A 26037-nucleotide genomic window follows, 5' to 3' on the forward strand; every position below is an offset into this window, starting at 1 on the left:
TTAGCACTGCCAGCGCGCAGCCGGGGCAACATGGCAGCGAGTTGGCCGCACGGAGCGCAAATCACACTTTAGAGGGATCAAGCGCCTGTGCCTTGCTGGCTATAGTCGGGGCCAGGGGATTTTCAGGAATGGGGGAAGGCGACATGCGCAAGCCGTGTCGCCGCGGGCGCAAGCCTGCAAACCGGTCGCTCGGGCCGTTCTTGAAAGGACTCACTGCCATAACAAAAAAAGTACATGGAGTAGCGTCGATGAAATCTGCAAACCTGTTCTGGCGCCGGGCCAAGCTGCCCCTGGCTGTCAGCCTTGCTTCCACGCTCGCAAGTCCTGCTTTCGCTGTCAGTTTCAACATTGGTGAAATCGAAGGCCAGTTCGACTCGTCGCTCTCCATCGGCGCCAGCTGGTCGACGGCCAACCCCAACAAGAACCTGATCGGGGTGAACAACGGCGGCAAGGGCCTGTCGCAGACATCCGACGATGGCCACCTGAACTTCAAGAAGGGCGAAACCTTCTCCAAGATCTTCAAGGGCATCCATGACCTGGAGCTCAAGTACGGCGACACCGGCGTGTTCGTCCGCGGCAAGTACTGGTACGACTTCGAACTGAAGGACGAAGGCCGCGAGTTCAAGGACATCAGCGACTCCAACCGCAAGGAAGGCGCCAAATCGTCCGGTGCCGAGCTGCTCGACGCATTCGTCTACCACAACTACTCCATCGGCGATCAGCCGGGCTCGGTGCGCCTGGGCAAGCAGGTGGTGAGCTGGGGTGAAAGTACCTTCATCGGTGGCGGCATCAACTCGATCAACCCGATCGACGTGTCGGCATTCCGCCGCCCGGGGGCCGAGATCAAGGAAGGCCTGATCCCGGTCAACATGTTCTACGTTTCGCAGAGCCTGACCGACAACCTGTCGGCCGAGGCCTTCTACCAGATCGAATGGGACCAGACGGTCGTCGACAACTGCGGCACCTTCTTCTCCCAGCCGGACATCATTGCCGACGGCTGTACCGACAACCTGCGCGTGTTGTCTAGCGGCCGAACCCTGGGGCAACTACCACCTCCCGTGCAAGGGCTGCTCGCCGCCACTGGCGTCAACTACAACGATGAGGGTGTGCTGGTGCGCCGTGGCGCCGACCGTGATGCGCGGGATAGCGGACAGTTCGGCGTTGCGTTCCGCTATATGTTCGAGCCGCTGGACACCGAATTCGGCGCGTATTTCATGAACTACCACAGCCGAGCACCGATCTTCAGTGCCACAGGCGCTTCGCAGGCGGTGTTCGACGGGGTCGCCGCGCTGCCGGCGCGTTTGCGTCCACTGATTGTCGCGGGTAACTCGCAGTACTTCGTCGAGTATCCAGAAGACATCCGCCTGTACGGCTTGAGCTTCTCCACCACGCTGCCTACCGGTACCGCCTGGAGCGGTGAACTCAGCTATCGCCCCAACGCGCCGGTGCAGCTGAACTCTACCGATATTCTGTTCGCTGGTGTCACACCACTGCCCGGGTTCAATGATGCGTCCGTGCTCAAGGGCACGGCGGGGCAGGACCTGCATGGCTACCGCCGCAAGGAAATCACACAGTTCCAGACGACCTTCACTCACTTCTTCGACCAGATCATGGGTGCCAGTCGCCTCACAGTGGTTGGTGAAGTCGGTGTTACCCACGTCGGTGGGTTGGAGAGTACCAGTAAGGCACGGTACGGCCGCGACCCAGTCTTCGGCCCTGGCGAGCTGCCTAATGGCATGTGTACCGCGCTCAACCAGACCACCATTGACGGCTCTGGCCTCGGTAGCTCCACCGCCAACTTGTCGCGCAACTGCGAAAACGATGGTTTCACCACCACTACCTCGTGGGGTTACCGCGCTCGCGCAATCTGGGACTACAACGACGTCTTCGCCGGGGTCAACCTGAAACCCAGCGTGGCTTGGTCGCATGACGTTTCCGGCTATTCGCCTGGCCCAGGCGCCAACTTCGAGGAGGGCCGCAAGGCCGTCAGCCTGGGCCTGGACGCCGAGTACCAGAACACCTACACGGCAAGCCTGTCGTACACCAATTTCTTCGACGGCAAGTACACCACCGTGGATGACCGCGACTTCGTCGCCCTCAGCTTCGGCGTGAACTTCTAAGCATACAGATCCAGGACGACACGACATGAACAAGACCAGAAGTCTGCTGCAAGCCGGTGTGCTGGGCCTGTCCCTGCTGGCGACCAGCGTCATGGCTGCAGTATCCGCCGACGAGGCGGCCAAGCTGGGCAGTACCCTGACCCCGATGGGTGCCGAAAAGGCCGGCAACGCCGATGGCTCGATCGGCCCGTGGGAGCCGCTGTCGAAGAGCGCGGGCAGTGCCGACGGCAAGGGCTTCCTGTCCGACCCGTACGGCAGCGACAAGCCGCTGTTCACCATCACCGCGCAGAACGCCGACCAGTACAAGGACAAGCTCTCGCCGGGCCAGCTGGCCATGCTCAAGCGCTACCCGGACACCTTCAAGATCCCGGTATTCAAGACCCATCGCGGTTCCACGGTGCCGGCCGATGTGTTCGCCGCCATCAAGGAGAACGCCACCAAGACCACCCTGGTCGAAGGCGGCAACGGCCTGAGCAATTTCCGCACGGCTGTTCCGTTCCCGATCCCCAAAAGCGGCCTGGAGGTGATCTGGAACCACATCACCCGCTACCGGGGTGGCAGCGTCAGCCGCCTGGTGACCCAGGCCACGCCGCAGCAGAACGGCTCCTTCAACCCTGTGTACTTCTCTGACCAGTTCGTCTTCCGCGACAAGATGAAAGATTACGACCCGAACAACCCGGGCAACATCCTGTTCTACTTCAAGCAGGAGGTGACCGCGCCCGCGCGCCTGGCCGGTACCGTGCTGCTGGTGCACGAAACCCTCGACCAGGTGAAGGAGCCGCGCAAGGCGTGGATCTACAACGCAGGCCAACGCCGCGTGCGCCAGGCACCGCAAGTGTCGTACGACGGCCCCGGTACCGCCGCCGACGGTTTGCGTACCTCGGACAACCTGGACATGTTCAACGGTGCGCCGGACCGCTATGACTGGAAGCTGGAAGGCAAGAAGGAGATGTACATCGCGTCCAACGCCTTCAAGCTCGACGACCCCAAGCTCAAGTACACCGACATCATCAAGGCCGGGCACATCAACCAGGACCTTTCCCGTTACGAGCTGCGCCGCGTATGGCACGTGGTTGCGACCCTCAAGCCAGGCCAGCGGCACATCTATGCCAAGCGTGACTTCTACATCGACGAGGACACCTGGCAGGCTGCGGTGATCGACCAGTACGACGGCCGTGGCCAGCTGTGGCGCGTGTCCGAGGCACATGCCCAGCCGTACTACAACGTGGAAGTGCCGTGGTACACCCTGGAGACTATCTACGACCTGCAGTCGGGCCGTTACCTGGCCCTGGGCATGAAGAACGAAGAGAAGCGCGCCTACGACTTCGGCTTCAGCGCCAGCAAGGCGGACTTCCAGCCAGCGGCACTGCGCCAGTCGGGTATTCGCTAAGTATCGCGCAACCTCGGAGCGCCCCGGCTTGACCGGGGCGTTTCATTTTCCTGTACCGGCCTCTTCGCGGGTGAACCCGCTCCCACAGGTACTGCACTGGACTTGAAACCTGTGCAATCCCTGTAGGAGCGGGTTCACCCGCGAAGAGGCCGGTACAGCAATAAAGCTGGTGAATACCTCCCCAAACCCCCGCCCCAGCCCCTGTCCATCAGCCATGTTGCTTTTTGTCGCAGTCTTTTCCAGGGGAATTGCGCCCATCATCTTCAAATGCGCAGCGTTACCCGCTAGTCTCGCAAGCATCCATACCGCCGTAGTCTTCCAATCAGAACGAGCCGGCCATGACAGATCTGTCCCGTACGCATGGATTCGCCAGCCAGGCCCTGGGCCTGCTGGACGGGCGTTTCTTCCGGCCGCCCTTGCCGGACGGCCATGTGCCGCGCCTGCGCCTGTGCCAGCGGCTGCAAGCCGGCCTCGGCGGGCGGCTGTTGCTGGTCAATGCCCCGGCGGGGTTCGGCAAAAGCTCCCTGGCCATCGAATTTTGCGAAGCGCTGCCCGAGCACTGGCGTAGCCTGTGGCTGGGCCTGAGCCAACGGGATGCCGACCCTGGCCGCTTCCTCGAACGCCTGCTCGAAGGCCTGCAGCAATACTGTCCGGCGCTGGGCGGCCAGGCCATGGGCCTGCTGAAAATGCGCCAACGCCACCAGCCGTTCGCCTTCGAGGAATGGCTCGACGGCCTGCTCGACGAGCTGGCGCTGTACCTGCAAGCCGATACGCCCTTGTTGCTGGTGCTGGACGACTATCACCTGGCCCAGGGGCCGGTGCTCGACCGCTGCCTGCAGTTCTTCCTCAATCACCTGCCCCCCGGCCTGGTGCTGCTGGTCACCAGCCGCCAGCGCCCGGACTGGCACCTGGCGCGCCTGCGCCTGTCGCGGCAACTGGTCGAGCTTAACGAACAGGACTTGCGCCTTACCGCCGAAGAGTCGCTGGCGGTGATCGGTCGCCAACCCACCGGGCTGCGTGGCCAGGCCCTGGACAACCTGATCCAGCGCAGCGACGGTTGGGTGGCCGGGTTGCGTTTCTGGCAACTGGCGGCCAGCGAGTCCGCTGACGAGCAGGCCTTGCCACAGGCCTTGCATGGTGGTGAGGGCTTGATCCGCGACTATCTGCTGGAAGAAGTCATCGACATGCTGCCCGCCGATGTGCAGGCCTTCCTGTACGAAACGGCATGCCAGGAGCGTTTCTGCGCCCCGTTGTGCGATGCCGTGCGCGGCCGCCACGACAGCGCCGCGATCCTGCGCTTCTTGCAGGCGCACCAGGTGTTCCTGGTGCCGCTGGACGAGCATGGCCACTGGTTCCGCTATCACCACCTGTTCTCCGACCTGCTGCGCAGCCGCCAGGCCAGCGAGCCGCTGGCCGGCCTGCAGTTGCGTGCCTGCCGCTGGTTCGAAAGCCAGGGCCTGCTGGACGAAGCGGTGGAGCAGGCGCTGCGGGCCGGTCACCTCGATGTCGCCGCCGACCTGGTGCAGAGCCTGTCCGAGGAGCAACTGCTGGCCGAACAGAACGTCGGCATGTTGCTGCGCTGGAAGATGGACCTGCCCGACAGCCTGCTGATCAGCACGCCGCGGCTGATCGTGCTGTACAGCTGGGCGTTGGGCCTGGCGTGCCAGCTGGACGCGGCCGAGGAGCTGGCGGGTTATCTCAGCCGCTTCCTGCCCGCGCCCTCGGCGACCGCGCAAAAGTCCATGCTGGCCCAGTGGCTGGCGCTGAGTGGTGTGATCGCCCGTGGCCGTGGCGACCGCGAGCGCACCCTGGCCTATTGCGGCGAAGCGCTGCAGAGCCTGCCGAGCAAGCGTTATGGCCAACGCCTGGTGTGCCTGTCGACGCTGTCCAACCTGGCGATTGCCGATGGCGATTTCTGGCGGGCCCGCGGCTGGAACCGTGAGGCCCTGGAGCTGGCCCAGCGCGTTGGCAACCCATTGTTCGAGGCCCTGGCCCATTACGACCGGGCGCGGGTGCTGCATGCCCGTGGCGAGGTGTTGCGCGCACTGGACGAAGTGCGCGAGGGGCTGCAACGCCTGCAAGGGCTGTCGGCACAGCGGCTGTATGCCGTGCGCGCCCGCCTGACGCTTTACGAAGGCTACCTGCTGGTATCGCGCCTGCAGCCGTCCCAGGGCCGTGCCCGCTTGCGTGCGGGGCTGGGTGAGGCGCGGGCCTGCCGCGATATCAGCGTGCTCATCGGCCACTGCGTGATCGCTACGCTCGATGGCCGGGAAGGGCACTTTGCCGAGGCTTTTGCCGAACTGGCCGAGGCCGAGCGGCTGATGCACATCTGGGATGTGCCGCCGGTCTACTACCTGGCCATGATCACCCTGGTCAAATGCGAGTTGTGGCTGGCGCAGGGGCGCATCGACCTGGCCGAGTCCTGGCTGCTGCGCCTGGGCCAGACCTATGGCGGCGAGCAACCGGCGGCGGCCCCGGAGTTCCACCCGTTGCTGCCGTTGCACATCGCCTTGCAGCAGGCATCGCTCGAACGTATCCAGTCGCGTAGCGATGACGCGGCGCAACGCCTGGCGAGCCTGGTCGAGCGCGGCCAGGCCAGTGGCGGCATGATGCTCAGCGTCAGTGCCCTGTGCCAGTGGCTTGGCTTGTTGCTGGGCGAAGGCCGGGAAGAGCAGGCCGCCCAGTTGTTGCCACGGTTGCTGGAGGCAGCCCAAGGCGGCGTGCTGCAACCGTTCCAGCCTTTGCTGGAGCAGCACCCGCAGTGGCTTCTCGAACAGCTGCAGGCAGTTGCCGCCTGCTCGGTGCAGGGCGAGCTGCTCAAGCGCCTGCCACCGCTGCCGAGCGTCAGCGCCGGCAGCGGCGAAGCCCTGAGTAGCCGCGAGCTGGCCGTGCTCGAGCTGATTGCCCAAGGCTGTTCCAACCAGCAGATCAGCGAGCGGCTGTTCATTTCCCTGCACACGGTGAAAACCCACGCCAGCCATATCAACAGCAAGCTGGGGGTGGAGCGGCGTACCCAGGCGGTGGCCAAGGCCAAGTCCCTGGGAATGCTGGCGTGAAATAGCCCAGCAGAGTCTTGTTCGCTAAAGTGATGGCGCCAGGCCATCGTTCGTGGCCGCCAACGCTCTACCCTCATCTTTCCCGACCAGCTGCCGATACAGCTATCGGTGGCATCGCCTCGCGCGATTTTTCAATCATTCCAAGGCAGGTCGTGTTGATGCTGCAGTACGGGCAAAAGAGCTTTCTGATCGTCGACGACTTTACCGACTTTCGCACGTCGACCCGTTCCATGCTGCGCGAGCTGGGCGTACGAGACGTGGACACCGCCGACAGCGGCGAGCAGGCGCTGCGCATGTGCGCGCAAAAGCGCTATGACGTCATCCTGCAGGACTTCCACCTGGGCGACGGCAAGAAGAACGGCCAGCAGGTGCTCGAAGACCTGATCCTCGACAAGCACATCAGCCATGAGTGCATATTCATCATGGTCACGGCCGAGAGCAGCCAGGCCATTGTCCTCAGCGCCATCGAGCACGAGCCTGATGCCTACCTGACCAAGCCGTTCAACCGGGTTGGCCTGGCCCAGCGCGTGGAGAAGCTGTACCAGCGCAAGACCCTGCTCAAGCCGATCCTGCAGGCCCTGGACCGCAATCGCCCGGCCGAAGTGCTGGCGGCCTGCGCCGAGCTGTGCAAGCGCGACCCACGCCTGGCCCCGCTGTGCCTGCGCTATCGGGCCGATGCCTTGCGCAACCTCAACCGTTTCGAGGAGCTGGAGAAGTTCCTCAAGGCCATTCTGGCCAGCCGCCCGCAGCCGTGGGTGTACTCGGCGTTGGGCAGCCTTATGCACAAGCGCGGCCAGAATGAGCAGGCCCAGGGCGTGTACGAGCAGGCGCTCAAGGCCTTCCCGATCATGCCAGGCCTGTACGATGGCATGGCCGAGGTGCTGGTGGCCCAAGGCGAAACCAGGCGTGCGCAGAACATGCTTGAAGAAGCCGTGCGCCTGTCGCCGCTGTCGGTGCGCCGGCAGTCGACGCTGGGCAAGCTGGCGTTGGAAAACGAAGACTTCGAGAGTGCCTCGAAAGCGTTCCGCCATGCGGTGAACCAGGGCCAGAGCTCACGCTACAAGGACCCCGAGAACAACCTGGGCCTGGTGCAGGCGCTGATGAGCAGGAATGCCGGCTTTGGCCTGGATGCGCGCACCCGGGTCGAGATCAACAGCACGCTCAGCGAAGTAGCCAAGGAAAACCCCGAGGACCAGGGCCTGCAGGTGCGTGCCCGCATGATGAAGGCCGCCAGCCTGCAGCAGGCCGGCGACCCTGAAACGGCTGCCAAGCTTACCGAACAGGCGATCCAGCGCCTGGACAAGATGAACCAGTTCTTCTCGGTCGATTCGGCCCTGACCGTTGCCGCGCAGTTGCAGGCCATGGGGCAGGAAGCCGCCGCCATCGGCGTGCTGAGGAGCTGTGTGGAAAGTTATGGCGACGACCCCAAGGTCATGGAGAGGGTCGGCAAGCTGACGGATGACCCCAGCGTGCTCAACGCCATTACCGAAGCGGTCACCCTCAATCGCCAGGGTGTGCGCAGCTACCAGGGGGGGCAGCTCGGCGAGGCGTTGCAGCTGTTCCGCAAGGCGCTGGGTTTGCAGCCGAAGAACATCAGCATCGCCCTCAACACTGCTCAGGCGCTGCTGCGCATCGGCGGAGACAGCCCTCAGCCCGCGATCATGCAGGAGTGCCGCGACGCCCTGACCAGCGTGGCCGGCATCCCCGCCAGCGACAACCGCTACGACCGCTATCGCAAACTGCACATCCGAGTGTTCGGCGCATGAATCAAGACAACCAGGGGCTGGATTTTTCCACGGTGATCGCCTCCACCGTGCACGACCTGAAGAATTCCCTGTCGGCGTTGATCCAGTCCCACAACCAGTGGATGCAGCGCTTGCCCGAGGAACTGCGCGGTGGTGCCGAGCAGGGGGTGATGGAGCATGAGTTTCGCCATCTCAACGGCATGCTGGTGCAGTTGCTGGGGTTGTACAAACTGGGCGTGAACCAGTTGCCGGTGTGCCCGGACTACCACGAACTGGACGATTTCATCGAAGCCCAGCTGGCTGCGCACGAGGAAGTGCTCAAGCACAAGGACATCCTTGCCACCTGGCGCATCGACACCGACAACCCGCTGGGCTTCTTCGACCGCGAGCTGGTGGCCTCGGTGATCGCCAACGTGATCACCAACGCCACCCGCTTTGCCGCGCATGCCTTGCTGATCACCATCGAAGAGGCAGACAACCAGTTGGCCATCTGCGTCAACGATGACGGCCCGGGTTATCCACAGCGCATGCTCGAACGCCAGGAAGAATTCATCCAGGGTATCGACTCGACCAGCGGCAGTACCGGCCTGGGCCTGTATTTTGCCGCGCGGATCGCGGCACTGCATGAAAGCGGCGGGGTGCGCGGGCGGATCGAGATCTCCAATGGCGGGGCGCTTGGGGGTGGGTTGTTCAGGTTGTTCTTGCCTTGAAACTGACAAGGATTGCGTTTCAAATTTTTGCAGGTGGAAAGTAGGTTCCCAAGTTGATGTAGGGCATTTCCTTCTTGAGGTTGCAGGGCTTTTGTCCATACCGGGCAAATGACAGTGTAGATACGACGTCTCTACATTTCGCTTGCAATCATTTGGAGGGTTTCTACTATGTATCTACCTTGGGAGATACTCATGCAGATCAAGATTCAACAGTGGGGTAACAGCGCCGCGATTCGCTTGCCGGCTGCAGTGCTCAAACAGATGCGTCTCGGTGTCGGCTCTACCTTGAGCCTGGACACCGCGGGTGAGACCATGGTGCTCAAACCCGTCAGGTCGAAACCCAAATACACCCTTGAAGAGCTGATGGCCCAGTGCGATCTGGATGCACCGGAGCCAGAGGACATGGCCGACTGGAACGCGATGCCACCAGTAGGGCGTGAAGTGTGAAACGGGTGAAGTTCGCCAGGGGCGATATCGTTCGCGTCAATCTCGATCCGACTGTTGGACGGGAGCAGCAGGGGGCCGGGCGACCTGCGCTGGTGCTCACTCCAGCTGCGTTCAATGCGTCAGGCCTGGCTGTGGTAGTGCCGATCACTCAAGGTGGCGATTTTGCCAGGCATGCGGGTTTCGCCGTCACGCTCAGCGGTGCGGGTACGCAGACTCAGGGCGTGATGCTCTGCAATCAGGTGCGCACAGTCGACCTTGAAGCCAGATTTGCCAAACGCATAGAGTCGGTACCCGAGGTCGTCATCCTTGATGCACTGGCTCGCGTACAGACCCTCTTCGATTAACCGGTTCCCGTATTCCCTATGCAGAATCCATCGTCAGCGCTCATCCGCGAAACCTTCCCCGTAGGCCCCCTGCAGTGCAACTGCACCCTGATCGGCGACCCGCTTACCAAAAAGGCCATCGTCGTCGACCCGGGCGGTGACCCGGACAAGATCCTTGCCCGCCTGCAGGCCCACGGGCTGACGCTGGTGAGCATCATCCACACTCACGCTCACTTCGATCACTTCCTTGCCTCGGGCAAGCTCAAGGAACTGACCGGCGCAACGCTGCACCTGCACAAGGACGACCGGGCGCTGTGGGACAACCTGGAAATGCAGTGCCAGATGTTCGGCGTGCCCTACACCCCGGTACCTGCGCCAGACCGCTGGCTGGGGGATGACGAGGAGCTGGCCTGCGGTTGTGGCGTGGCCCTGCATACGCCAGGCCACACGCCTGGCTCGATGAGCTTCTGGTTTGCCGACGCCAAGCTGCTGATCGCCGGCGATACCCTGTTCCGCCGTGGCATTGGCCGTACCGATTTGTGGGGTGGCGACCAGCGGGCCATCGTCCGTTCGATCAAGGAGCGGCTGTACCGGCTGGACGAGGAGGCCCTCGTGGTGACCGGCCACGGGCCTGATACCCGCCTGGGCGACGAAATGCGCGAAAACCCCTTCGTGCGTGCCTGATGGCACATGAAGGCACTTTCACGGAATTTTTCGTTGCCGTTGCAATCCAAGGCTGGCATAGATCCCTTTATGATCTGCCGCATTCATGAATTCAGTAGGAGCTTGTCCATGTTCACCATGCGTCGTCTGATTATCGTCGCAACCGCCGCTGCCCTGATGACCGGCTGTGCCGGGCAGAACCCTTATGACAGCCAGGGGCAGGCGCAGGGCTCCACGGGGATGAGCAAGACCGCCAAGTACGGCGGCCTGGGCGCGCTGGCCGGTGCTATCGCCGGTGCCGCCATCGACCACAACAACCGTGGCAAGGGTGCACTGATCGGTGCTGCCGCCGTAGGTGCCGCCGCAGCCGGTTATGGCTACTACGCCGACAAGCAGGAAGCCGAGCTGCGCGCGCAGATGGCCAACACCGGCGTGGAAGTGCAGCGCCAGGGTGACCAGATCAAGCTGATCATGCCGGGCAACATCACCTTCGCCACCGACTCGGCCAACATCGCGCCAAGCTTCTACTCGCCGCTGAACAACCTGGCCGGCTCGTTCAAGCAGTTCAACCAGAACACCATCGAAGTGGTCGGCTTCACCGACAGCACTGGCAGCCGCCAGCACAACATGGACCTGTCCCAGCGCCGTGCGCAGGCGGTCAGCACCTACCTGACCTCGCAGGGTGTGGATGCCTCGCGTATCACCGTACGTGGCATGGGCCCGGACCAGCCGATCGCCAGCAACGCCGACGCCAATGGCCGCGCGCAGAACCGCCGGGTGGAAGTGAACCTGAAACCGATTCCGGGTCAGCAGTATGACCAGCAAGGTCAGGTTCAGCAGTATCCCTGATCGATCAGAGTAACCCTGTGGGAGCGGGTTCACCCGCGAACACCGGCATAGCCGGTGCCAAACACCGCGTCGCATTCTTCGCGGGTGAACCCGCTCCCACAGGGGCTGCAAAGCAGCCCCAGCTTTTAGCCCACCACGCTGGCCTGAATCGCCGTCAGGGCAATGGTATGCACGATATCGTCAACCTGAGCCCCGCGCGGCAAGTCGTTTACCGGCTTGCGCAACCCTTGCAGCATCGGCCCCAGGCTGACCCCGTCAGTGCTGCGTTGCACCGCCTTGTGGGTCGTGTTGCCGGTATTCAGGTCAGGGAACACGAATACCGTCGCCCGCCCGGCTACCGGGCTGCCCGGCGCCAGCTCCCGTGCAATCGCCGGGTTGGCCGCCGCGTCATACTGCAACGGCCCATCAATCAGCAGCTCCTGCGCCGCGCCCTGTGCCAGGCGGGTCGCTTCGCGAACTTTCTCGACTTCCTCGTCGCTGGCCGAATCGCTTGAATAACTGATCATCGCCACCCGTGGCGCGATGCCGAAGGCCTGCGCCGATTCGGCACTCTGCCGGGCGATCTCGGCCAGTTCGACAGCGCTCGGGTGCGGGTTCATCACGCAGTCGCCGTACACCAGCACCTGCTCGGGGAACAGCATGAAGAACACCGACGACACCAGGCTCGAACCCGGTGCGGTCTTGATCAGCTGCAGGGCCGGCCGGATGGTGTTGGCGGTGGAGTGCACCAGGCCCGAGACCAGGCCATCCACTTCGTCCAGGGCCAGCATCATGGTTCCGATCACCACCGGGTCTTCCAGTTGCTGCTCGGCCATTGGTGCATTGAGGTTCTTGCTCTTGCGCAGCTCGACCATCGGCTCCACATAGCGCCCGCGAATCACCTCGGGGTCGAGGATTTCCAGGCCCGGCGGCAAGGTGATGCCCTGGGCGCGCGCCACGGCATCGACATCCTCGGGCTTGGCCAGCAGCACGCAGCGGGCAATGCCGCGGGCCTGGCAGATGGCGGCTGCCTGCACCAGCAGCGGCTCGGCGCCTTCCGGCAGGACGATGCGCTTGTTGGCCTGCTGCGCCCGCTGGATCAGCTGGTAGCGGAACACTGCCGGCGACAGGCGCAGTTCGCGCGGGGTACCGCAACGCTGGTGCAGCCAGGCGGCGTCGAGGTGGCTGGCGACGAAGTCGGTGATGAATTCGGCGCGCTCGCGGTCGTCCACCGGGATTTCGCGGTTCAGCGAGTTGAGCTGGTTGGCGGTGTCGTACGAGCCGGTACTGACCGACAGGATCGGCAGGCCAGCCTGCAGGGCGCCGCGGCACAAGCCCAGGATGCGTGGGTCTGGCTTGCCGTCGCTGGTCAGCAGCAGGCCGGCCAGCGGTACGCCGTTGATTGCCGCCAGGCTGACGGCGAGGATGATGTCGTCGCGGTCGCCCGGGGTCACCACCAGGGTACCCGAGGTAAGCAGCGGTACCGTGTTGGCCACGGTGCGCGCGCAGATGATGATCTTGCTCATGCGCCGCTGCTCGTAATCACCGGCATTGAGCACCTGGGCACCGAGCAGGTCGGCCACGTCGCGGGTGCGCGGGGCGTTCAGTTCGGGCTGGTAGGGGATGCAGCCCAGCAGGCGGAAGTCGTTGCCGCGCAGCAGCGGCGAGTGCTCGCGCAGGCGGGTGGAAAAGTCCGCCATGCTTTCGTCGGTGCGCACCTTGTTGAGGATTACCCCGAGCACTTTCGGGTCGCGCGGGCCGCCGAACAGCTGGGCCTGCAGTTCGACCCGGCCGGACAACTCGCTGAGCACTTCGTTTTCCGGTGCAGATACCAGTATCACCTCGGCATCCAGGCTCTTGGCCAGGTGCAGGTTGACCCGCGCCGCATAGCTGGCGTGGCGTGTGGGCACCATGCCCTCGACCACCACCACGTCGTTGCCGATGCAGGCTTGCTGGTACAGGCGGATGATTTCTTCGAGCAATTCGTCCAGCTGGCCATCGCCGAGCATGCGCTCGACGTGGGCCAGGCTCAGCGGCACCGGGGGCTTGATGCCGTGGGTGCGGGCGACCAGCTCGGTGGAGCGTTCGGGGCCGGTGTCACCCGGGTGCGGCTGGGCGATCGGCTTGAAGAAGCCGACCTTCAGCCCGGCGCGCTCCAGGGTGCGCACCAGGCCCAGGCTGATGGAGGTCAGGCCGACACCGAAATCGGTCGGCGCAATGAAAAATGTCTGCATGCGTGCTTCTCGAAATAAGCGGTGCAAGAAATTAACGGCCAAGGGTAGCGCTATCGGCGCCTTGTGCGCACCAGCCGCAAGCGAAAGGCTGGCCGATGCGTTGCGCGCGCTGGGCCGGGTCGAGCACCCAGGGGCGTGCCTGCCACGGCGGCTGGTGGCGCAGGTGCTGGGTGTGGCCGCAGGACAGTTCGGCCACCCAGTGGCCCTCTTCGTCCTGGTGGAAGCCGGTGATCCGACTGATGGGCCGTTGCTCGTCCGCAGTGCGTTCGCAATCGGGCGATGGCTTGGTTACACTTGTCCGCTCTACATACTTTTGCAAAAGGTCTTGCCCCATGCTGATCGCCGCCAACAAGGCTGTCTCCATCGACTATACCCTGACCAACGACGCCGGGGAGACCATCGACAGCTCCGCCGGCGGTGCACCGCTGGTTTACCTGCACGGTGCCGGCAACATCATCCCGGGCCTGGAAAAAGCCCTGGAAGGCAAGCAGGCCGGTGACGAGCTGAACGTTTCCATCGAGCCGGAAGATGCCTACGGCGAATACCTGGCCGAGCTGGTCAGCACCCTGAACCGCAGCCTGTTCGAAGGTGTCGACGAGTTGGAAGTGGGCATGCAGTTCCACGCTTCGGCGCCGGATGGCCAGATGCAGATCGTCACCATCCGCGACATCGACGGCGACGACGTGACCGTCGACGGCAACCACCCGCTGGCCGGCCAGCGCCTGACCTTCCAGGTCAAGGTAGTCAACGTGCGTGATGCCAGCGACGAAGAAATCGCTCACCGCCACATCCACGGTGAAGGTGGCCATCACCACTGATTTTCTGCGCTAAGCTCAGAAAGTCGCCAGGCGCTCGGGCAAGCCGATTTGCCTTCCTACGGGAGGTGGACGGTTTGGACGAGCGCCTTTTTAGTGGGCGGAATTCACCTGCGCGGCAACCGGGAACCTGAGAGGGGATTCATCATGAGTGCATTTCACGACCTGAAACTGGACGCGTTGAACGGCGGGGAGCTGCCCCTCGCACCGTTCAAGGGCCAAGTGGTGCTGGTGGTCAACGTTGCCTCCAAGTGTGGTCTCACGCCGCAATACAAGGCCCTGGAGAACCTCTACCAGGTTTACAAGGACAAGGGCTTCAACGTGCTTGGCCTGCCGTGCAACCAGTTTGCCGGCCAGGAGCCTGGCAGCGAAAAGGAAATCCAGGAGTTCTGCAGCCTCAACTACGGGGTGAGCTTCCCGCTGGGTGGCAAGCTGGAGGTCAACGGGCCGCAGCGCCACTCGCTGTACCGCCTGCTGGCGGGTGAGGGTGCGGAGTTCCCGGGGGACATTACCTGGAACTTCGAGAAGTTCCTGGTGGGCAAGGACGGGCGGGTACTGGCGCGTTTTTCGCCGCGCACGGCACCGGATGATCCAGTGGTGGTACAGGCTATCGAGAAGGCATTGACCTGATTATCACTGGCCGCTTTGCGGCCCATCGCCGGCAAGCCAGCTCCCACAGGTACAGCGTCAGGCTCAAGGTTCCTGCGATCCCTGTGGGAGCTGGCTTGCCGGCGATGGGCGCGAAGCGCCCCGGCGATCGCTCAGCCGCGAGGTGCTGTCGAGCCAGGCTTGATCACCAGCGTAGCGCTCTTGGTTTTTTCAACAGCTGAGCCGGTTTGCCGACAGGCACAGAACAGATACCCCTCGAACTGCTCGACAATCGCCGGCCAGCCCTGGCGGCTGGCATGCTTTCTCGCATTCAGGCGCACCCGCCGTAACGTCTCTTCTTCCTCCAGCAACCAGCACGCTGCATCGATGAAAGCCGCCTGATCCCCCGGCATGGCCAGCGCACCGCTATGGCCATGGCGAATATGCTGCGCGGCGGCCGCCTCGTCATAGGCGACCACCGCCAACCCCGAGGCCATGGCTTCGAGCACCACATTGCCAAAGGTTTCGGTCAGGCTCGGAAACAGGAACAGGTCACCGCTGGCGTAGTGTTCGGCCAGTAGCTCGCCTCGCTGGGCGCCGCAGAACACGGCATCCGGTACCTGCTGTTCGAGGGCGGCACGCTGCGGGCCGTCACCCACCATGATCAGGCGCAGGCGTTTGTGTGGATAAGTTTTCTGCAGGGCCTCCAGGCTTGGCCGCAACAAACCCAGGTTCTTTTCTGCCGCCAGCCGCCCGACATGCAGCACGGCGATGTCGTCAGGGCCGAGCCCCCAGCTTTCCCGTAATGCGGGGCTGCGCCGGGCCGGGTTGAACAGGCAGGCATCGACCCCCCGGGCCAGTAGCTCCAGGCGTTCGAAACCGCGACGTTCTAGCTCCAGGCGCTGACTGAGGCTGGGTACCAGAGTGGTCGCCGTGCGCCGATGGAACCAGCGCAGGTAGTTGGTGAGCAGGCGCGTCAGCAGGCCCAACCCGTACTGGCCGGAATACTGCGGGAAGTTGGTGTGGAAGCCGCTGACCACCGCTACCCCCAGACGCCGGGCCGCGCGCAGTGCGCTGAGCCCAAGCGGCCCCTCGGTGGCGATGTACAGCACATCCGGGCGCTGCCGTCGCCAGCGGCGCAACAGCTTGTGCATCGACACCTCGCCCCATTGCAAGCCCGGGTAACCAGGCAGGGGCCAGCCACGGCACAGCATCAGGTTCGGGTCGTTGTGCAGGGGGGCTTCACCGGCCTGGCGCGGGCGCACCACTTCGATCTCATGGCCGCGTTGGCGCAACCCTTCGCTGAGCCGGCCAAGGGTATTGGCCACGCCGTTGATCTCGGGTGGGAAGGTTTCGCTGACCAGGGTAATGCGTAGGGCGGGTGTATTCATGACAAAAAGTGTCCGCCTGCTGGATTGCGCCAATGTGACTGCCATGTGACGTACAGATGACGCCTGATCGCCGACGCTTTTCGCCTTGTGAATTTTTCCTTGCAAGGGTGCTCAAGAGGGGGCACCGGCAGCCGATGAAGATGCATTCGACGATGCGCTCCAGGAGAGCGGTGATGTTCAACAACAAGCTCAAGCAAGAAATCCGGCAGTTGCGCGAAGACCTGATGTCCATCGAACAGGTCAAGAGTAGCCTCGACAGCGAGATGCTGGTACTGCAGCTCGACCCCCAGGGGCGGATCGAGATGGTCAACGGCAACTTCGAGAGCGAGATGCTCTACCGTGCCGAACAATTGCTTGGGCGCAACATCGAGGACATCGTCCCCGCCCATGTGAAGACGCTGGATTTCTACCAGCGCATGAAAGGCGCGATCAGCCGCGGTGAACACCTGAACGGTGCATTCCGCCTGCTGCGCGGCAATGGCCAGGAGGCCTGGTTACGGTCGATCCTGCAGCCGGTCAAGAACAGCGAAGGGCGCATCAAGTATTTCACGCTGCACTCCAGCGACCTTACCCGCACCATCGAGACCTCCCGCGAGCACGAAAGCCTGATCAAGGCGCTGATGCGCTCCACCGCCGTGATCGAGTTCGATCTCGACGGCACCGTGCTCACCGCCAACGAACGCTTCCTGGCCACCGTCGGTTACCGCCTGGAGCAGATCCGTGGCAAGCATCACCGCATGTTCTGCGAGCCGGAGGAGGCCAACTCGGCCGGTTACCAGGCGTTCTGGGACAAGCTGCGCCGTGGCGAGTACGTTGCCGACCGCTTCAAACGTATCGATGCCCATGGCCGGGTGGTCTGGCTGGAAGCTTCGTACAACCCCATCTTCGATGCCCATGACGTGCTGTACAAGGTGGTCAAGTTCGCCACCGTCATCACCGAGCAGGTCAACCAGGAGCAGGCGGTGGCCGAGGCGGCGGATGTTGCCTACAACACCTCGCTGGGTACCGATGCCAGCGCCCGCAAGGCCACCGATGTCGTCACCCAGAGCGTCAGCGTGATGCGCGGGCTGGAAGCTTCGATGCAAGAGGCGGCAGAGGGCATCCAGGCGCTGGATACCCAATCGCGGGTGATTGGCTCGATCATCAAGACCATCAGCGACATTGCCGGGCAGACCAACCTGCTGGCGCTGAACGCGGCCATCGAAGCGGCCCGCGCCGGCGAGCAGGGGCGGGGGTTTGCCGTGGTTGCCGATGAAGTGCGCCAGCTGGCCTCGCGCACCAGCACCGCCACCGAGGAAATCGCCCGGGTGGTGCAGCAGAACGAGCAACTGGCCCAGGCGGCAGTGGCGATCATCGACACCAGCAAGCGCCAGGCCGAGCAGGGGCTGGCGCTGGCGGACGAGACAGGGAGCGTGATTGTCGAGATCCAGGACGGGGCCAAGCGGGTGGTGGATGTGGTGGGGCAGTTTTCCAGCCGGTTGGGGCAGTAAAAAGCTGGGGCTGCTGCGCAGCCCATCGCCGGCAAGCCAGCTCCCACCCGGACCGCATCGTATTCAAGCCATGCGCCTTATCTGTGGGAGCCTGGCTTGCCGGCGATGGGCCGCAGAGCGGCCCCGGCAATTGGAGCATCAACAGGGATCAGTTCCGTTCCCGCACCCAGAACAACGTGGCCCCGGCCACCGCCGCCGGCATCATCAGCACGTTCACCAGCGGGATCATCAACGCCAGGTAGGTAATGCCGCCAAAGCCCAGGCTCTGCCAGCGTTTCTGGCGCAGCCAGGCGAGCATGTCCTGCCAGCTCATCTTGTTGTTGTCCGCCGGGTAGTCGATGTACTGGATAGCCATCATCCACACCCCGAAGATCAGCCAAAGCGGCGCCGCCACCACGTTGACCACCGGGATCAGCGACAGGATGAACAGGCCAATTGCCCGTGGCAGGAAGTAGCCCAGCTTGCGCATTTCACGGCCGAAGGTACGTGGCACCATGGCCACCAGTTCGCCCCAGCTGAATGCCGGGAAGTTGTCCTGCCCACGCACCACCACCTCGACCTTTTCCGCCAGGAAACCATTGAAAGGCGCGGCAATGATGTTGGCTACCAAGGTGAAGGTGAAGAACACCATCAGCACCAACAAGGCAACGAACAGCGGCCAGAGAATGTAGCTGAGGAAGCTCAACCAATCCGGCAGCGTCGGCATCAGGGCATCAAGCCAAAGGTCGAATTGATGCCCTGCGAAGTAGATCAGGCCGCCGAACAGCAGCAGGTTTACCGCCAGCGGCAGCAGCACGAACAACCGCAGGTTGGGGCTCAGCACCAGTTTCAGGCCTTCGCGCAGGTACTGGGGGCCAGAGAGGACAGGGGCTTGCATCGAGAGACTCCGCAGAGAAGGAAAACGCGCTGACCTTACCGAGTTTGCCGCGCCGACGAAAGGCGGGCAGCGGGCGGGAAACGGGCTGTAACAAAAGCAGCAGGGCTTGGCTATCGATGAAATCGCTGAATAGACGATGCCTATGAGGTGGATTGTCGAAGGATATTTCCTTAATCTTTGCGACCTCGCTACAGTGCGCTCAACTTTCCGCTTTCTGGGCCTGCGCGTTGTAGCACTTCCCCAAGTGCTGCGTGGGTCCTTTTTAATTTTCCTGCTGGCGCAGCCGGTACACCGATGCCGGCCCTGCGGCCCGCTCGACAGGAGTTCGACATGTCTGAAGTACGTCATTCGCGCGTCATCATTCTCGGTTCCGGCCCTGCCGGTTACAGCGCCGCGGTGTATGCCGCCCGTGCCAACCTCAAGCCGCTGCTGATCACCGGCATGCAGGCCGGCGGCCAGCTGACCACTACCACCGAAGTCGACAACTGGCCGGGCGACCCCCATGGCCTGACCGGCCCGGCGCTGATGCAACGCATGCAGGAGCACGCCGAGCGTTTCGAAACCGAAATCGTCTTCGACCACATCAACGCCGTCGACCTGGCCAACAAGCCCTTCACCCTGCAGGGTGACAGCGGCAAATACACCTGCGACGCGCTGATCATCGCCACTGGCGCCAGCGCCCGCTACCTGGGCCTGCCGTCGGAAGAAACCTTCATGGGCAAGGGTGTTTCGGCCTGCGCCACCTGCGATGGCTTCTTCTACCGCAACAAGCCGGTTGCCGTGGTGGGCGGCGGCAACACTGCCGTGGAAGAGGCACTGTACCTGGCCAACATCGCCAGCAAGGTGACCCTGGTACACCGTCGCGATACCTTCCGCGCCGAGAAGATCCTGGTCGACAAGCTGCACGCCCGTGTGGCCGAAGGCAAGATCGAGCTCAAGCTCAACGCCACCCTGGACGAAGTGCTGGGTGACAACATAGGCGTGACCGGTGCGCGCCTGAAGAACAACGACGGCAGCAGTGACGAAATCAAGGTCGACGGCGTGTTCATCGCCATTGGCCACACCCCGAACACCTCGCTGTTCGAAGGCCAGCTGACCCTCAAGGACGGCTACCTGGTGGTCAACGGTGGCCGTGAAGGCAATGCCACCGCCACCAACGTCGAGGGCGTGTTCGCCGCCGGTGACGTGGCTGACCACGTTTACCGCCAGGCCATTACCTCGGCCGGTGCGGGCTGCATGGCGGCGCTGGATGTCGAGCGTTACCTGGACGGGCTGGCCAACGCTTCGTTCTGATTCTGAATCGCCGGGGCTGCTGCGCAGCCCATCGCGACACAAGGCCGCTCCTACAGGGGTATGCGATCTCTGTAGGAGCGGCCTTGTGTCGCGAAAGGGGCGCAAAGCGCCCCCCAAAAAAAACCGGCTCAATGGCCGGTTTTTTCATGCCTGCAATCAGCTCACAGGCTCAACCGCATCGACAGGTCCACCGCCTTCACATCCTTGGTCATGGCACCAATCGAGATGTAGTCCACCCCAGTCTCGGCAATCACCCGCAAGGTCGTCTCGTTGACCCCGCCACTGGCTTCCAGCTTGGCCTTGCCCGCGGTAATGCGCACTGCTTCGCGCATCTCTTCCAGGTTCAGCTCGTCGAGCATGATGATGTCGGCACCTGCGGCCAGTGCCTGGCGCAGTTCGTCGAGGCTTTCCACTTCGATTTCCACCGGCTTGCCTGGCGCAATGCGATGCGCCGCCGCCACGGCCGCGGCCACGCCGCCGCTGGCGGCGATGTGGTTTTCCTTGATCAGGAAGGCGTCGTACAGGCCGATGCGGTGGTTGTCGCAACCGCCGCAAGTCACTGCATACTTTTGCGCCAGGCGCAGGCCCGGCAGGGTCTTGCGGGTGTCCAGCAGGCGCACCTGGGTGCCTTCCACCAGGTCGGCCAGGAAGCGCGCACGGGTGGCGACCCCCGACAGCATCTGCAGGAAGTTCAGTGCACTGCGCTCACCACTGAGCAGCGAACGCGCGGGGCCCTCCAGATGGAACAGCGGCTGGTTGGCCGTGGCGCGCTCGCCATCGGCCACCTGCCAGTGCACGGCCACGCGCGGGTCGAGTTGGCGGAATACGGCATCGACCCATGCGGTGCCTGCGATCACGCAGTCTTCGCGGGTGATGATGGTCGCCTTGGCCAGGCGCTCCGCCGGGATCAGCTGCGCTGTGATATCGCCACTGCCGATGTCCTCCAACAGCGCACGGCGCACGTTGGCTTCGATTTCAGCGGTCAGGTCGGCAAGGCGTAGGTTCGGCATGGTCGGCTCCACAAGCTAGATGCCGGCGATTATAGGGCAGGGGGCCGGTGTGTACAGTCGCCTTGGCGATGACCTTTGGTCGGCCGGTGTGAGCAAGCGGGATAAATCAGGGTCATTAGCCAGCCAGTGAAACGGCGCTGGCAGCTGTGCGGGTTTTTACCGATAATGGTGACCAGTATTTGGCGTCATGACTTTGACGATCTTCAGCCCCTTCGGGCGAGACACCCTGCAAGGAGTACAGGATGCAAAAAGAAGGCAAGGTGGTGCCCTTGGCGGCAGCCATCGATCGAGGCGGGCGTGCGCCTCTGCCTTGCCTTCCGGTGTTGCTCCTGCAGGTGCGGGACAAGGCCGCCTTGCAGTTGCGTCAGGGCCTGCAGGACTTGTTCGACAACGCCGACGACACCCTCTTCGAGATGGCCGACAAGGCCTTCGACCGCAGTGACCAGAACCTGTACTTCGAGGCCATGCGCGACCTGCGCCTGAAGCGCAAGAGCATCGAGCGCGGTTTTCTCGACACGTTCTATGATGCCTTTGCCCGTATCGGCCAGGTCGACCTGCTGGCGCACCTGGTCGAGCCGGGCAACCTGCGCAGCAAGGCCCAGGTGGAGCGGGCCGCCGCGATCGAAGGCATGGTCGCGCGGGTGCTGTCACGCGACGGCATTGCCCTGCAGCAACTGGGCCTGCGCTTGCAGGTACTGCTCGACCGCCCCCTGCACGAGCAGCACAACCCGCTGGGGCCCGCAGCGCTGTGCGGCTACTTCCTCGACGCTGGCCGCAACCTGGGGGTTTGCCTGCGGGTCAAGCTGGTCCTGCTGAAACTGTTCGAGCGCTATGTGTTGCGCGATGCCGATGTGATCTATGGCGAAGCCAACCAGTTGCTGGCCGCTGCCGGTGTGTTGCCCGAGTTGCCAACGGCACCGCGCCGGCGCGCCGAAGACCGGCGCATGAACGCACGACGCGGGCCGGCGAACCTGGGGCACGAGGTGGGCGCGGACGCGGCAGGGGAGGCGTTCTTTGCCTCGTTGCAAACGCTGCTGGCCCCGGCGCGCGGGCAGTTCGCGCCTCGTTTGCAGGCGGTGGCCGCCGCCCAGCCAATCAGCACCGCCGACCTGCTGCGCCTGCTTTCGCATTTGCAGCACTACGTGCCCGCTACCCACGAGGCCGATGATTTCGAGCTTGGCCAACAGCTTGAACAACTGCTGCTGCGGGTCAGCGTGCGCAGCGGCACACGCCGGCGTATCGACGTGGCCGACGAGGACATGATCAACCTGGTTGGGCTGCTGTTCGCCTTCATTCAGGACGACGACAACCTGCCGGCCAGCCTGCGTGCGCTGATCGGGCGCCTGCATATTCCGCTGCTGAAGGTAGCCCTGCTGGACAAGGGGCTGTTCAGTCGGGCCAGCCACCCGGCCCGCCGCCTGCTCAACGAGATCGCTGGCGCGGCAATCGGTTGGGAATGCGGCAGCGACGGCATGCGCGACAGCCTGCACCTGCGGGTTGAGCGTATCGTCCAGCGCCTGCTCAATGATTTTGCCGAAGATGCCAGCCTGTTCGCCGAACTGCTCGAAGACTTCCTCGCTTTCAACCAGGACGAGCGGCGGCGCAACGAGCTGCTTGAACAACGTACCCGCGACGCCGAAGAAGGGCGTGCCCGAGCCCTGCAGGCCAGGCAGCAGGTGCAGCATGCACTCAACCAGCGGCTGCGCGGCCGGTTATTGCCGCAGGTGGTGGTACAGATGCTGGTGCAGGCCTGGAGCCAGGTACTGCTGCTGGCCTGGCTCAAGCAGGGCGAGGCATCCCAGGCCTGGCGAGACGCCTTGCAGACGATGGACACGCTGCTGGCCAGCATTACCCCGCCGCACGAGCCACATACCTTGCTGCAGCAGGTACCGGGCCTGCTCAAGGCACTTCGCGATGGCCTGTCCAGCGTGGCCCTGGATTCGGCAGCGACCCGCGAATTCTTCCTGCAACTGGAGCAGCTGCACCTGCGTGCTTGCGCAGGTACCGCGATGCAGTCCGGTGGTGAGGGCCAACCCCTGAGCGAGGTGCTGGTGGACGAGGACATCGTCCTGGCGATTGCTGAAGAACCCGCTTGTGCTCCGTTGCAGTTTGCCGACGGGCAGGCTGTGGCGCTGCGCCAGGTGCAGCGCCTACGTATCGGTACCTGGGTCGAGGTGCTGGACGAGGACGAAGCGTTGCGTTGCAAACTGGTGGCACGCATCGACAGCAGCGACCGGCTGGTGTTCGCCAACCGCACCGGCATGAAAGTGCGCGAATGGAATGGTGCCAGCCTGGCCCAGGCACTGCACCGAGGCGACGTGCGAGTGCTGGATGACGGGCTGTTGTTCGAGCGGGCGCTGGAGGCGGTGCTCGACAGGCTGCGGCGGTAGGCACAACTGTCTTGCGCAATATCTGCAAGCTGGCACGATCTCTGTGGGAGGTCACTCAGTCCTTCGTGCTGCGCTGTTGCATAGAGAGCCGAGTTGGCAGGCAGTTCGCTTACTCTGTGGGAGCGGGTTCACCCGCGAAGAATCCAACGCGGTGCTTGGCACCGGCTGCGCCGGTGTTCGCGGGTGAACCCGCTCCCACAGAGACCCTGTTGAATCAATAATTTATGTGCAGCTCTATGAGAGTGCCGCCGGGATTACATTCATTCACATGCAAACGCTGTTGGCCGCAGGGCATACTGTTGACCTGTTCACGGCGTTTTCAGGATCTGCCCCATGCAATTGGACCGTGCCACTGGCTGGTTCCACGGAATCGGAATCACCCACTGCCCCTCGCCGAACTTCAATACCCGCCCCGAAGGCGAATCGATTTCCCTGCTGGTGATCCACAACATCAGCCTGCCGCCTGCCTGCTTCGGCACCGGCAAGGTCCAGCAATTCTTCCAGAACCGCCTGGACCCCGACGAACACCCGTACTTCGCCAGCATCAACCACCTGACCGTGTCGGCGCACCTGTTCGTCGAGCGTGACGGTGCGGTGACCCAGTTCGTGTCGTTGCTCGACCGCGCCTGGCACGCCGGTGTGTCGTGCTTCGACGGGCGTGAAGGCTGTAACGATTTCTCCATCGGCATCGAACTGGAAGGCACCGACGATCTGCCTTACACCGATGCCCAGTACAGGGTGCTGGAGCAACTTACCCGGCACATCCGCGGTGCCTGGCCGGCCATCGACCTGGGCCGCATCCAGGGCCACAGCGACATTGCCCCGCAGCGCAAGACCGACCCCGGCCCGGCCTTCGACTGGCCGCGCTACCGACAGGCGCTGCAGCAAAACGAGGACAAGGCATGAGTTTTCTGGTGTTGTTGCTGGCGCTGTGGGTCGAGAAGTTCTCGGCCCTGCGCCATCAGGTGCAGCGCGATGGGTTCTTCCTTGGCGAACTGGTGCGCCTGGAGCGCAGCGGCAAGGTGCACCCGTGGTGGACGCTGGCCATCCTGGTACTGGCACCGGTAGCGCTGCTGGTGTTGCTGCTGCATGTGCTGGACCCGGTGGCGTATGGCTTGCTGGCATTGCCGGTGCACCTGCTGGTGCTGATCTACAGCCTGGGCCGCGGCGATGCCAAGGCATCGTTGGGGCCGTTCCGCGATGCCTGGCGGCGCGGTGATGACCAGGCCGCTTTGCATGTGGCCGAGCGCGACCTGGGGCTGGCGGCCGACGAACCGCACAGCCTTTTGGTGCGGGTGCAGGGCAACCTGCTGTGGCAGGTGTACCAGGGCTTTTTCGCGGTGATCTTCTGGTACTTCGTGCTGGGCCCGGGTGCCGCGCTGGCCTACCGCCTGCTGGCGCTGTGTGGCGAACACAGCAAGCAACCGACGTTGAAGGCTCGTGCCGAGCAGCTCAGGCATATCATGGACTGGCTGCCGGTACGGGTGCTGGCCTTGAGTTTTGCCCTGGTCGGCAACTTCCTCGCGGTCACCCGGGTGATGCTGCACGAGGTGCTCAACTGGCACATCAGCGCCGCACACCTGGTGGCCCGGGTCGGGCGCATTGCCGATGACATTCCCGAGGAAGAAGACAGCCAGCGCGGGCTGGGGCGGCTGGACAGCCTGTGGGAGCTGCTGCTGCGTTGTGCGGTGCTGTGGTATGCCGGTTTTGCGCTGTGGACGGTGCTTGTCTGAAGCCAGGCGCATTCTTTTGTGGGAGCGGCCTTGTGTCGCGAAAGGGCCGCAAAGCGGCCCCAGTGATTCGTGCGGTGGGGCTGAAAGTCCGGGGCTGCTACGCAGCCCTTTCGCGACACAAGGCCGCTCCCACAAAAATCGCGGTCACCTTGAACTTACCAGCCAAACAACTCGCAAGCATTGCGGGTGCTGGCTTCAGCCAGCTCCGCGACATCCACTCCCATCACCTGCGCCAGCGCCCCGGCAATTTCCGGCAGGTGCTCCGGGCTGTTCCTCACCCTGGGGAACATGACCGGCGCCATGTCCGGCGCATCGGTCTCCAGCACCACGCTGTCCAGCGGCAACCGCGCCAGGGTCTTGCGCAGCCGTAGGGCCTGCGGCCAGGTACCCGCACCGCCAAGCCCAAGCCGGAAGCCCAGCTTGATGTACTCACGGGCCTCTTCGTAACTGCCGGCAAACGCATGAATCACCCCCGCCCGCGCTGGCTTGTAGCGCTTGAGCGTGGCGATCACCTGCGCATGGCTGCGGCGCACATGCAGCAGGGCGGGCAGTTCGAAGTCGCAGGCCATCTGCAGTTGCGCTTCGAACAGCACCTGCTGGCGGGCCTTGTCCAGGTCTTCGAGGTAATAGTCCAGGCCAAACTCGCCCACGGCACATAGCCGTGGGTCGCCGTGCAGGCGCTCCAGCCACTCGCGCAGCTGCGCCAGGTGCTCCGGGCGATGCTGGTCAAGGTAGATCGGGTGCAGGCCGAGCGCGGCGAACAGGCGCTGGTCGGCACAGGCCAGGTCCCACACCCGCTGGAAATTCGCCTGGTACACCCCCAGCACCACCATCCGCTCAACCCCGCGCGACGCCGCGTTGGCCAGCAGGCGCGGGCGGTCGGCGTCGAAGTCGGGGAAGTCCAGGTGGGTGTGGGTGTCGATCAGGCGCATGT

Annotated in this window: 22 protein-coding genes; 16 read left to right on the forward strand and 6 right to left on the reverse strand. The window is 63.7% G+C overall.

The features are described 5' to 3' along the window. Positions 1-248 precede the first annotated feature (248 nt). The 9 genes from ABX298_RS14800 to ABX298_RS14840 all read left to right on the forward strand — a co-directional run bounded on the left by ABX298_RS14800 (position 249) and on the right by ABX298_RS14840 (position 11303). On the forward strand, positions 249-2120 hold the full coding sequence (locus ABX298_RS14800; RefSeq protein ID WP_075043773.1) for a DUF1302 domain-containing protein: 1872 nt from the start codon (positions 249-251) through the stop codon (positions 2118-2120). A gap of 25 nt (positions 2121-2145) precedes the next feature. Continuing rightward, complete coding sequence (locus ABX298_RS14805) at positions 2146-3510, forward strand: DUF1329 domain-containing protein (protein ID WP_075043774.1); 1365 nt, start codon at positions 2146-2148, stop codon at positions 3508-3510. A 338-nt stretch (positions 3511-3848) separates the two neighbouring features. After that, on the forward strand, positions 3849-6566 hold the full coding sequence (locus tag ABX298_RS14810) for a LuxR C-terminal-related transcriptional regulator (RefSeq protein ID WP_367393293.1): 2718 nt from the start codon (positions 3849-3851) through the stop codon (positions 6564-6566). Between the two features lie 158 nt (positions 6567-6724). Continuing rightward, positions 6725-8332 (forward strand): response regulator, encoded by a 1608-nt coding sequence (locus tag ABX298_RS14815; RefSeq protein ID WP_367393294.1) that lies wholly within the window; start codon positions 6725-6727, stop codon positions 8330-8332. After that, positions 8329-9021: a sensor histidine kinase KdpD gene (locus ABX298_RS14820; protein WP_025337711.1), complete on the forward strand. Its 693-nt coding sequence runs from the start codon at positions 8329-8331 to the stop codon at positions 9019-9021. The genes ABX298_RS14815 and ABX298_RS14820 overlap by 4 nt, the downstream gene beginning before the upstream one ends. Before the next feature lie 192 nt (positions 9022-9213). Further along, positions 9214-9468, forward strand: coding sequence for an AbrB/MazE/SpoVT family DNA-binding domain-containing protein (locus ABX298_RS14825; protein WP_013970943.1), 255 nt, complete (start codon positions 9214-9216; stop codon positions 9466-9468). Then, positions 9465-9812 carry a type II toxin-antitoxin system ChpB family toxin gene (locus tag ABX298_RS14830; protein WP_075043777.1) on the forward strand — a complete coding sequence of 116 codons (348 nt, stop codon included), beginning with the start codon at positions 9465-9467 and terminating at the stop codon, positions 9810-9812. Before ABX298_RS14825 ends, ABX298_RS14830 begins: the two co-directional genes overlap by 4 nt. An 18-nt stretch (positions 9813-9830) precedes the next feature. Next, positions 9831-10475, forward strand: coding sequence for an MBL fold metallo-hydrolase (locus ABX298_RS14835; protein WP_367393295.1), 645 nt, complete (start codon positions 9831-9833; stop codon positions 10473-10475). 108 nt (positions 10476-10583) lie between these two features. Next, entirely contained in the window at positions 10584-11303 is a 720-nt protein-coding gene (locus ABX298_RS14840; protein ID WP_013970946.1) for an OmpA family protein, read from the forward strand. Positions 11304-11428: 125 nt separating this feature from the next. Here ABX298_RS14840 and pta read toward each other — a convergent pair whose 3' ends face one another. Both pta and ABX298_RS14850 read right to left on the reverse strand, forming a co-directional pair. Further along, positions 11429-13516 (reverse strand): phosphate acetyltransferase, encoded by a 2088-nt coding sequence (gene pta / locus ABX298_RS14845; protein WP_075043779.1) that lies wholly within the window; start codon positions 13514-13516, stop codon positions 11429-11431. A 31-nt stretch (positions 13517-13547) separates the two neighbouring features. Beyond that, positions 13548-13850 carry a DUF3565 domain-containing protein gene (locus ABX298_RS14850; protein ID WP_015268965.1) on the reverse strand — a complete coding sequence of 101 codons (303 nt, stop codon included), beginning with the start codon at positions 13848-13850 and terminating at the stop codon, positions 13548-13550. Between ABX298_RS14850 and ABX298_RS14855 the strand changes: the two genes are divergently transcribed. Further along, positions 13849-14334, forward strand: coding sequence for a peptidylprolyl isomerase (locus ABX298_RS14855; RefSeq protein WP_003259610.1), 486 nt, complete (start codon positions 13849-13851; stop codon positions 14332-14334). The two genes, ABX298_RS14850 and ABX298_RS14855, sit on opposite strands and share 2 nt — an antisense overlap. Positions 14335-14478: 144 nt before the next feature. Then, positions 14479-14961 carry a glutathione peroxidase gene (locus tag ABX298_RS14860; RefSeq protein WP_075043781.1) on the forward strand — a complete coding sequence of 161 codons (483 nt, stop codon included), beginning with the start codon at positions 14479-14481 and terminating at the stop codon, positions 14959-14961. Positions 14962-15092: 131 nt separating this feature from the next. On the opposite strand, the gene ABX298_RS14865 is transcribed toward ABX298_RS14860, so the two are convergent. After that, positions 15093-16310, reverse strand: coding sequence for a glycosyltransferase family 4 protein (locus ABX298_RS14865; protein ID WP_367393296.1), 1218 nt, complete (start codon positions 16308-16310; stop codon positions 15093-15095). A gap of 173 nt (positions 16311-16483) precedes the next feature. On the opposite strand from ABX298_RS14865, the gene ABX298_RS14870 reads away from it, so the two are divergent. Then, positions 16484-17800, forward strand: coding sequence for a PAS domain-containing methyl-accepting chemotaxis protein (locus ABX298_RS14870; protein WP_025337718.1), 1317 nt, complete (start codon positions 16484-16486; stop codon positions 17798-17800). 148 nt (positions 17801-17948) lie between these two features. On the opposite strand, the gene cysZ is transcribed toward ABX298_RS14870, so the two are convergent. Next, positions 17949-18677 carry a sulfate transporter CysZ gene (cysZ, locus tag ABX298_RS14875; protein ID WP_085587379.1) on the reverse strand — a complete coding sequence of 243 codons (729 nt, stop codon included), beginning with the start codon at positions 18675-18677 and terminating at the stop codon, positions 17949-17951. A gap of 330 nt (positions 18678-19007) precedes the next feature. On the opposite strand from cysZ, the gene trxB reads away from it, so the two are divergent. Next, the gene (gene trxB, locus ABX298_RS14880) at positions 19008-19970 is read left to right on the forward strand and encodes a thioredoxin-disulfide reductase (protein ID WP_367393297.1); all 963 of its coding nucleotides are present in this window, start codon (positions 19008-19010) and stop codon (positions 19968-19970) included. A 161-nt stretch (positions 19971-20131) separates the two neighbouring features. Here the strand turns inward: trxB and nadC are convergent, their stop codons facing one another. Then, positions 20132-20980 (reverse strand): carboxylating nicotinate-nucleotide diphosphorylase, encoded by an 849-nt coding sequence (gene nadC / locus ABX298_RS14885; protein ID WP_046616049.1) that lies wholly within the window; start codon positions 20978-20980, stop codon positions 20132-20134. Positions 20981-21222: 242 nt separating this feature from the next. Here nadC and ABX298_RS14890 point away from each other — a divergent pair, with 242 nt between their 5' ends. The 3 genes from ABX298_RS14890 (at position 21223) to ampE (ending at position 25103) form a co-directional block, all read left to right on the forward strand. Continuing rightward, positions 21223-23370 (forward strand): DUF1631 domain-containing protein, encoded by a 2148-nt coding sequence (locus ABX298_RS14890; protein WP_367393298.1) that lies wholly within the window; start codon positions 21223-21225, stop codon positions 23368-23370. Positions 23371-23703: 333 nt separating this feature from the next. Continuing rightward, positions 23704-24276 (forward strand): 1,6-anhydro-N-acetylmuramyl-L-alanine amidase AmpD, encoded by a 573-nt coding sequence (ampD, locus tag ABX298_RS14895; RefSeq protein WP_367393299.1) that lies wholly within the window; start codon positions 23704-23706, stop codon positions 24274-24276. Further along, on the forward strand, positions 24273-25103 hold the full coding sequence (ampE, locus tag ABX298_RS14900; RefSeq protein WP_025337724.1) for a regulatory signaling modulator protein AmpE: 831 nt from the start codon (positions 24273-24275) through the stop codon (positions 25101-25103). Before ampD ends, ampE begins: the two co-directional genes overlap by 4 nt. 155 nt (positions 25104-25258) lie before the next feature. On the opposite strand, the gene ABX298_RS14905 is transcribed toward ampE, so the two are convergent. Continuing rightward, on the reverse strand, positions 25259-26035 hold the full coding sequence (locus ABX298_RS14905; protein WP_286101062.1) for a TatD family hydrolase: 777 nt from the start codon (positions 26033-26035) through the stop codon (positions 25259-25261). Positions 26036-26037: the final 2 nt, after the last annotated feature.

The sequence above is a fragment of the Pseudomonas sp. X4 genome (genome assembly GCF_040784925.1).
GTDB classification, from domain to species: Bacteria; Pseudomonadota; Gammaproteobacteria; order Pseudomonadales; family Pseudomonadaceae; genus Aquipseudomonas; species Aquipseudomonas putida_Z.

What these genes read in the sequence shown, in the direction of transcription:
- ABX298_RS14840 (WP_013970946.1), top strand. Translation starts at nt 10,584, where the DNA reads ATGTTCACCATGCGTCGTCTGATTATCGTCGCAACCGCCGCTGCCCTG.
- ABX298_RS14860 (WP_075043781.1), top strand. Translation starts at nt 14,479, where the DNA reads ATGAGTGCATTTCACGACCTGAAACTGGACGCGTTGAACGGCGGGGAG.
- ABX298_RS14825 (WP_013970943.1), top strand. Translation starts at nt 9,214, where the DNA reads ATGCAGATCAAGATTCAACAGTGGGGTAACAGCGCCGCGATTCGCTTG.
- ABX298_RS14865 (WP_367393296.1), bottom strand. Translation starts at nt 16,310, where the DNA reads ATGAATACACCCGCCCTACGCATTACCCTGGTCAGCGAAACCTTCCCA.
- ABX298_RS14835 (WP_367393295.1), top strand. Translation starts at nt 9,831, where the DNA reads ATGCAGAATCCATCGTCAGCGCTCATCCGCGAAACCTTCCCCGTAGGC.
- ABX298_RS14805 (WP_075043774.1), top strand. Translation starts at nt 2,146, where the DNA reads ATGAACAAGACCAGAAGTCTGCTGCAAGCCGGTGTGCTGGGCCTGTCC.
- ampD (WP_367393299.1), top strand. Translation starts at nt 23,704, where the DNA reads ATGCAATTGGACCGTGCCACTGGCTGGTTCCACGGAATCGGAATCACC.
- cysZ (WP_085587379.1), bottom strand. Translation starts at nt 18,677, where the DNA reads ATGCAAGCCCCTGTCCTCTCTGGCCCCCAGTACCTGCGCGAAGGCCTG.
- ABX298_RS14800 (WP_075043773.1), top strand. Translation starts at nt 249, where the DNA reads ATGAAATCTGCAAACCTGTTCTGGCGCCGGGCCAAGCTGCCCCTGGCT.
- ABX298_RS14890 (WP_367393298.1), top strand. Translation starts at nt 21,223, where the DNA reads ATGCAAAAAGAAGGCAAGGTGGTGCCCTTGGCGGCAGCCATCGATCGA.
- ABX298_RS14810 (WP_367393293.1), top strand. Translation starts at nt 3,849, where the DNA reads ATGACAGATCTGTCCCGTACGCATGGATTCGCCAGCCAGGCCCTGGGC.
- ABX298_RS14850 (WP_015268965.1), bottom strand. Translation starts at nt 13,850, where the DNA reads ATGGGGCAAGACCTTTTGCAAAAGTATGTAGAGCGGACAAGTGTAACC.
- ABX298_RS14905 (WP_286101062.1), bottom strand. Translation starts at nt 26,035, where the DNA reads ATGCGCCTGATCGACACCCACACCCACCTGGACTTCCCCGACTTCGAC.
- ABX298_RS14815 (WP_367393294.1), top strand. Translation starts at nt 6,725, where the DNA reads ATGCTGCAGTACGGGCAAAAGAGCTTTCTGATCGTCGACGACTTTACC.
- ABX298_RS14855 (WP_003259610.1), top strand. Translation starts at nt 13,849, where the DNA reads ATGCTGATCGCCGCCAACAAGGCTGTCTCCATCGACTATACCCTGACC.
- ABX298_RS14820 (WP_025337711.1), top strand. Translation starts at nt 8,329, where the DNA reads ATGAATCAAGACAACCAGGGGCTGGATTTTTCCACGGTGATCGCCTCC.
- nadC (WP_046616049.1), bottom strand. Translation starts at nt 20,980, where the DNA reads ATGCCGAACCTACGCCTTGCCGACCTGACCGCTGAAATCGAAGCCAAC.
- pta (WP_075043779.1), bottom strand. Translation starts at nt 13,516, where the DNA reads ATGCAGACATTTTTCATTGCGCCGACCGATTTCGGTGTCGGCCTGACC.
- ABX298_RS14870 (WP_025337718.1), top strand. Translation starts at nt 16,484, where the DNA reads ATGTTCAACAACAAGCTCAAGCAAGAAATCCGGCAGTTGCGCGAAGAC.
- trxB (WP_367393297.1), top strand. Translation starts at nt 19,008, where the DNA reads ATGTCTGAAGTACGTCATTCGCGCGTCATCATTCTCGGTTCCGGCCCT.
- ampE (WP_025337724.1), top strand. Translation starts at nt 24,273, where the DNA reads ATGAGTTTTCTGGTGTTGTTGCTGGCGCTGTGGGTCGAGAAGTTCTCG.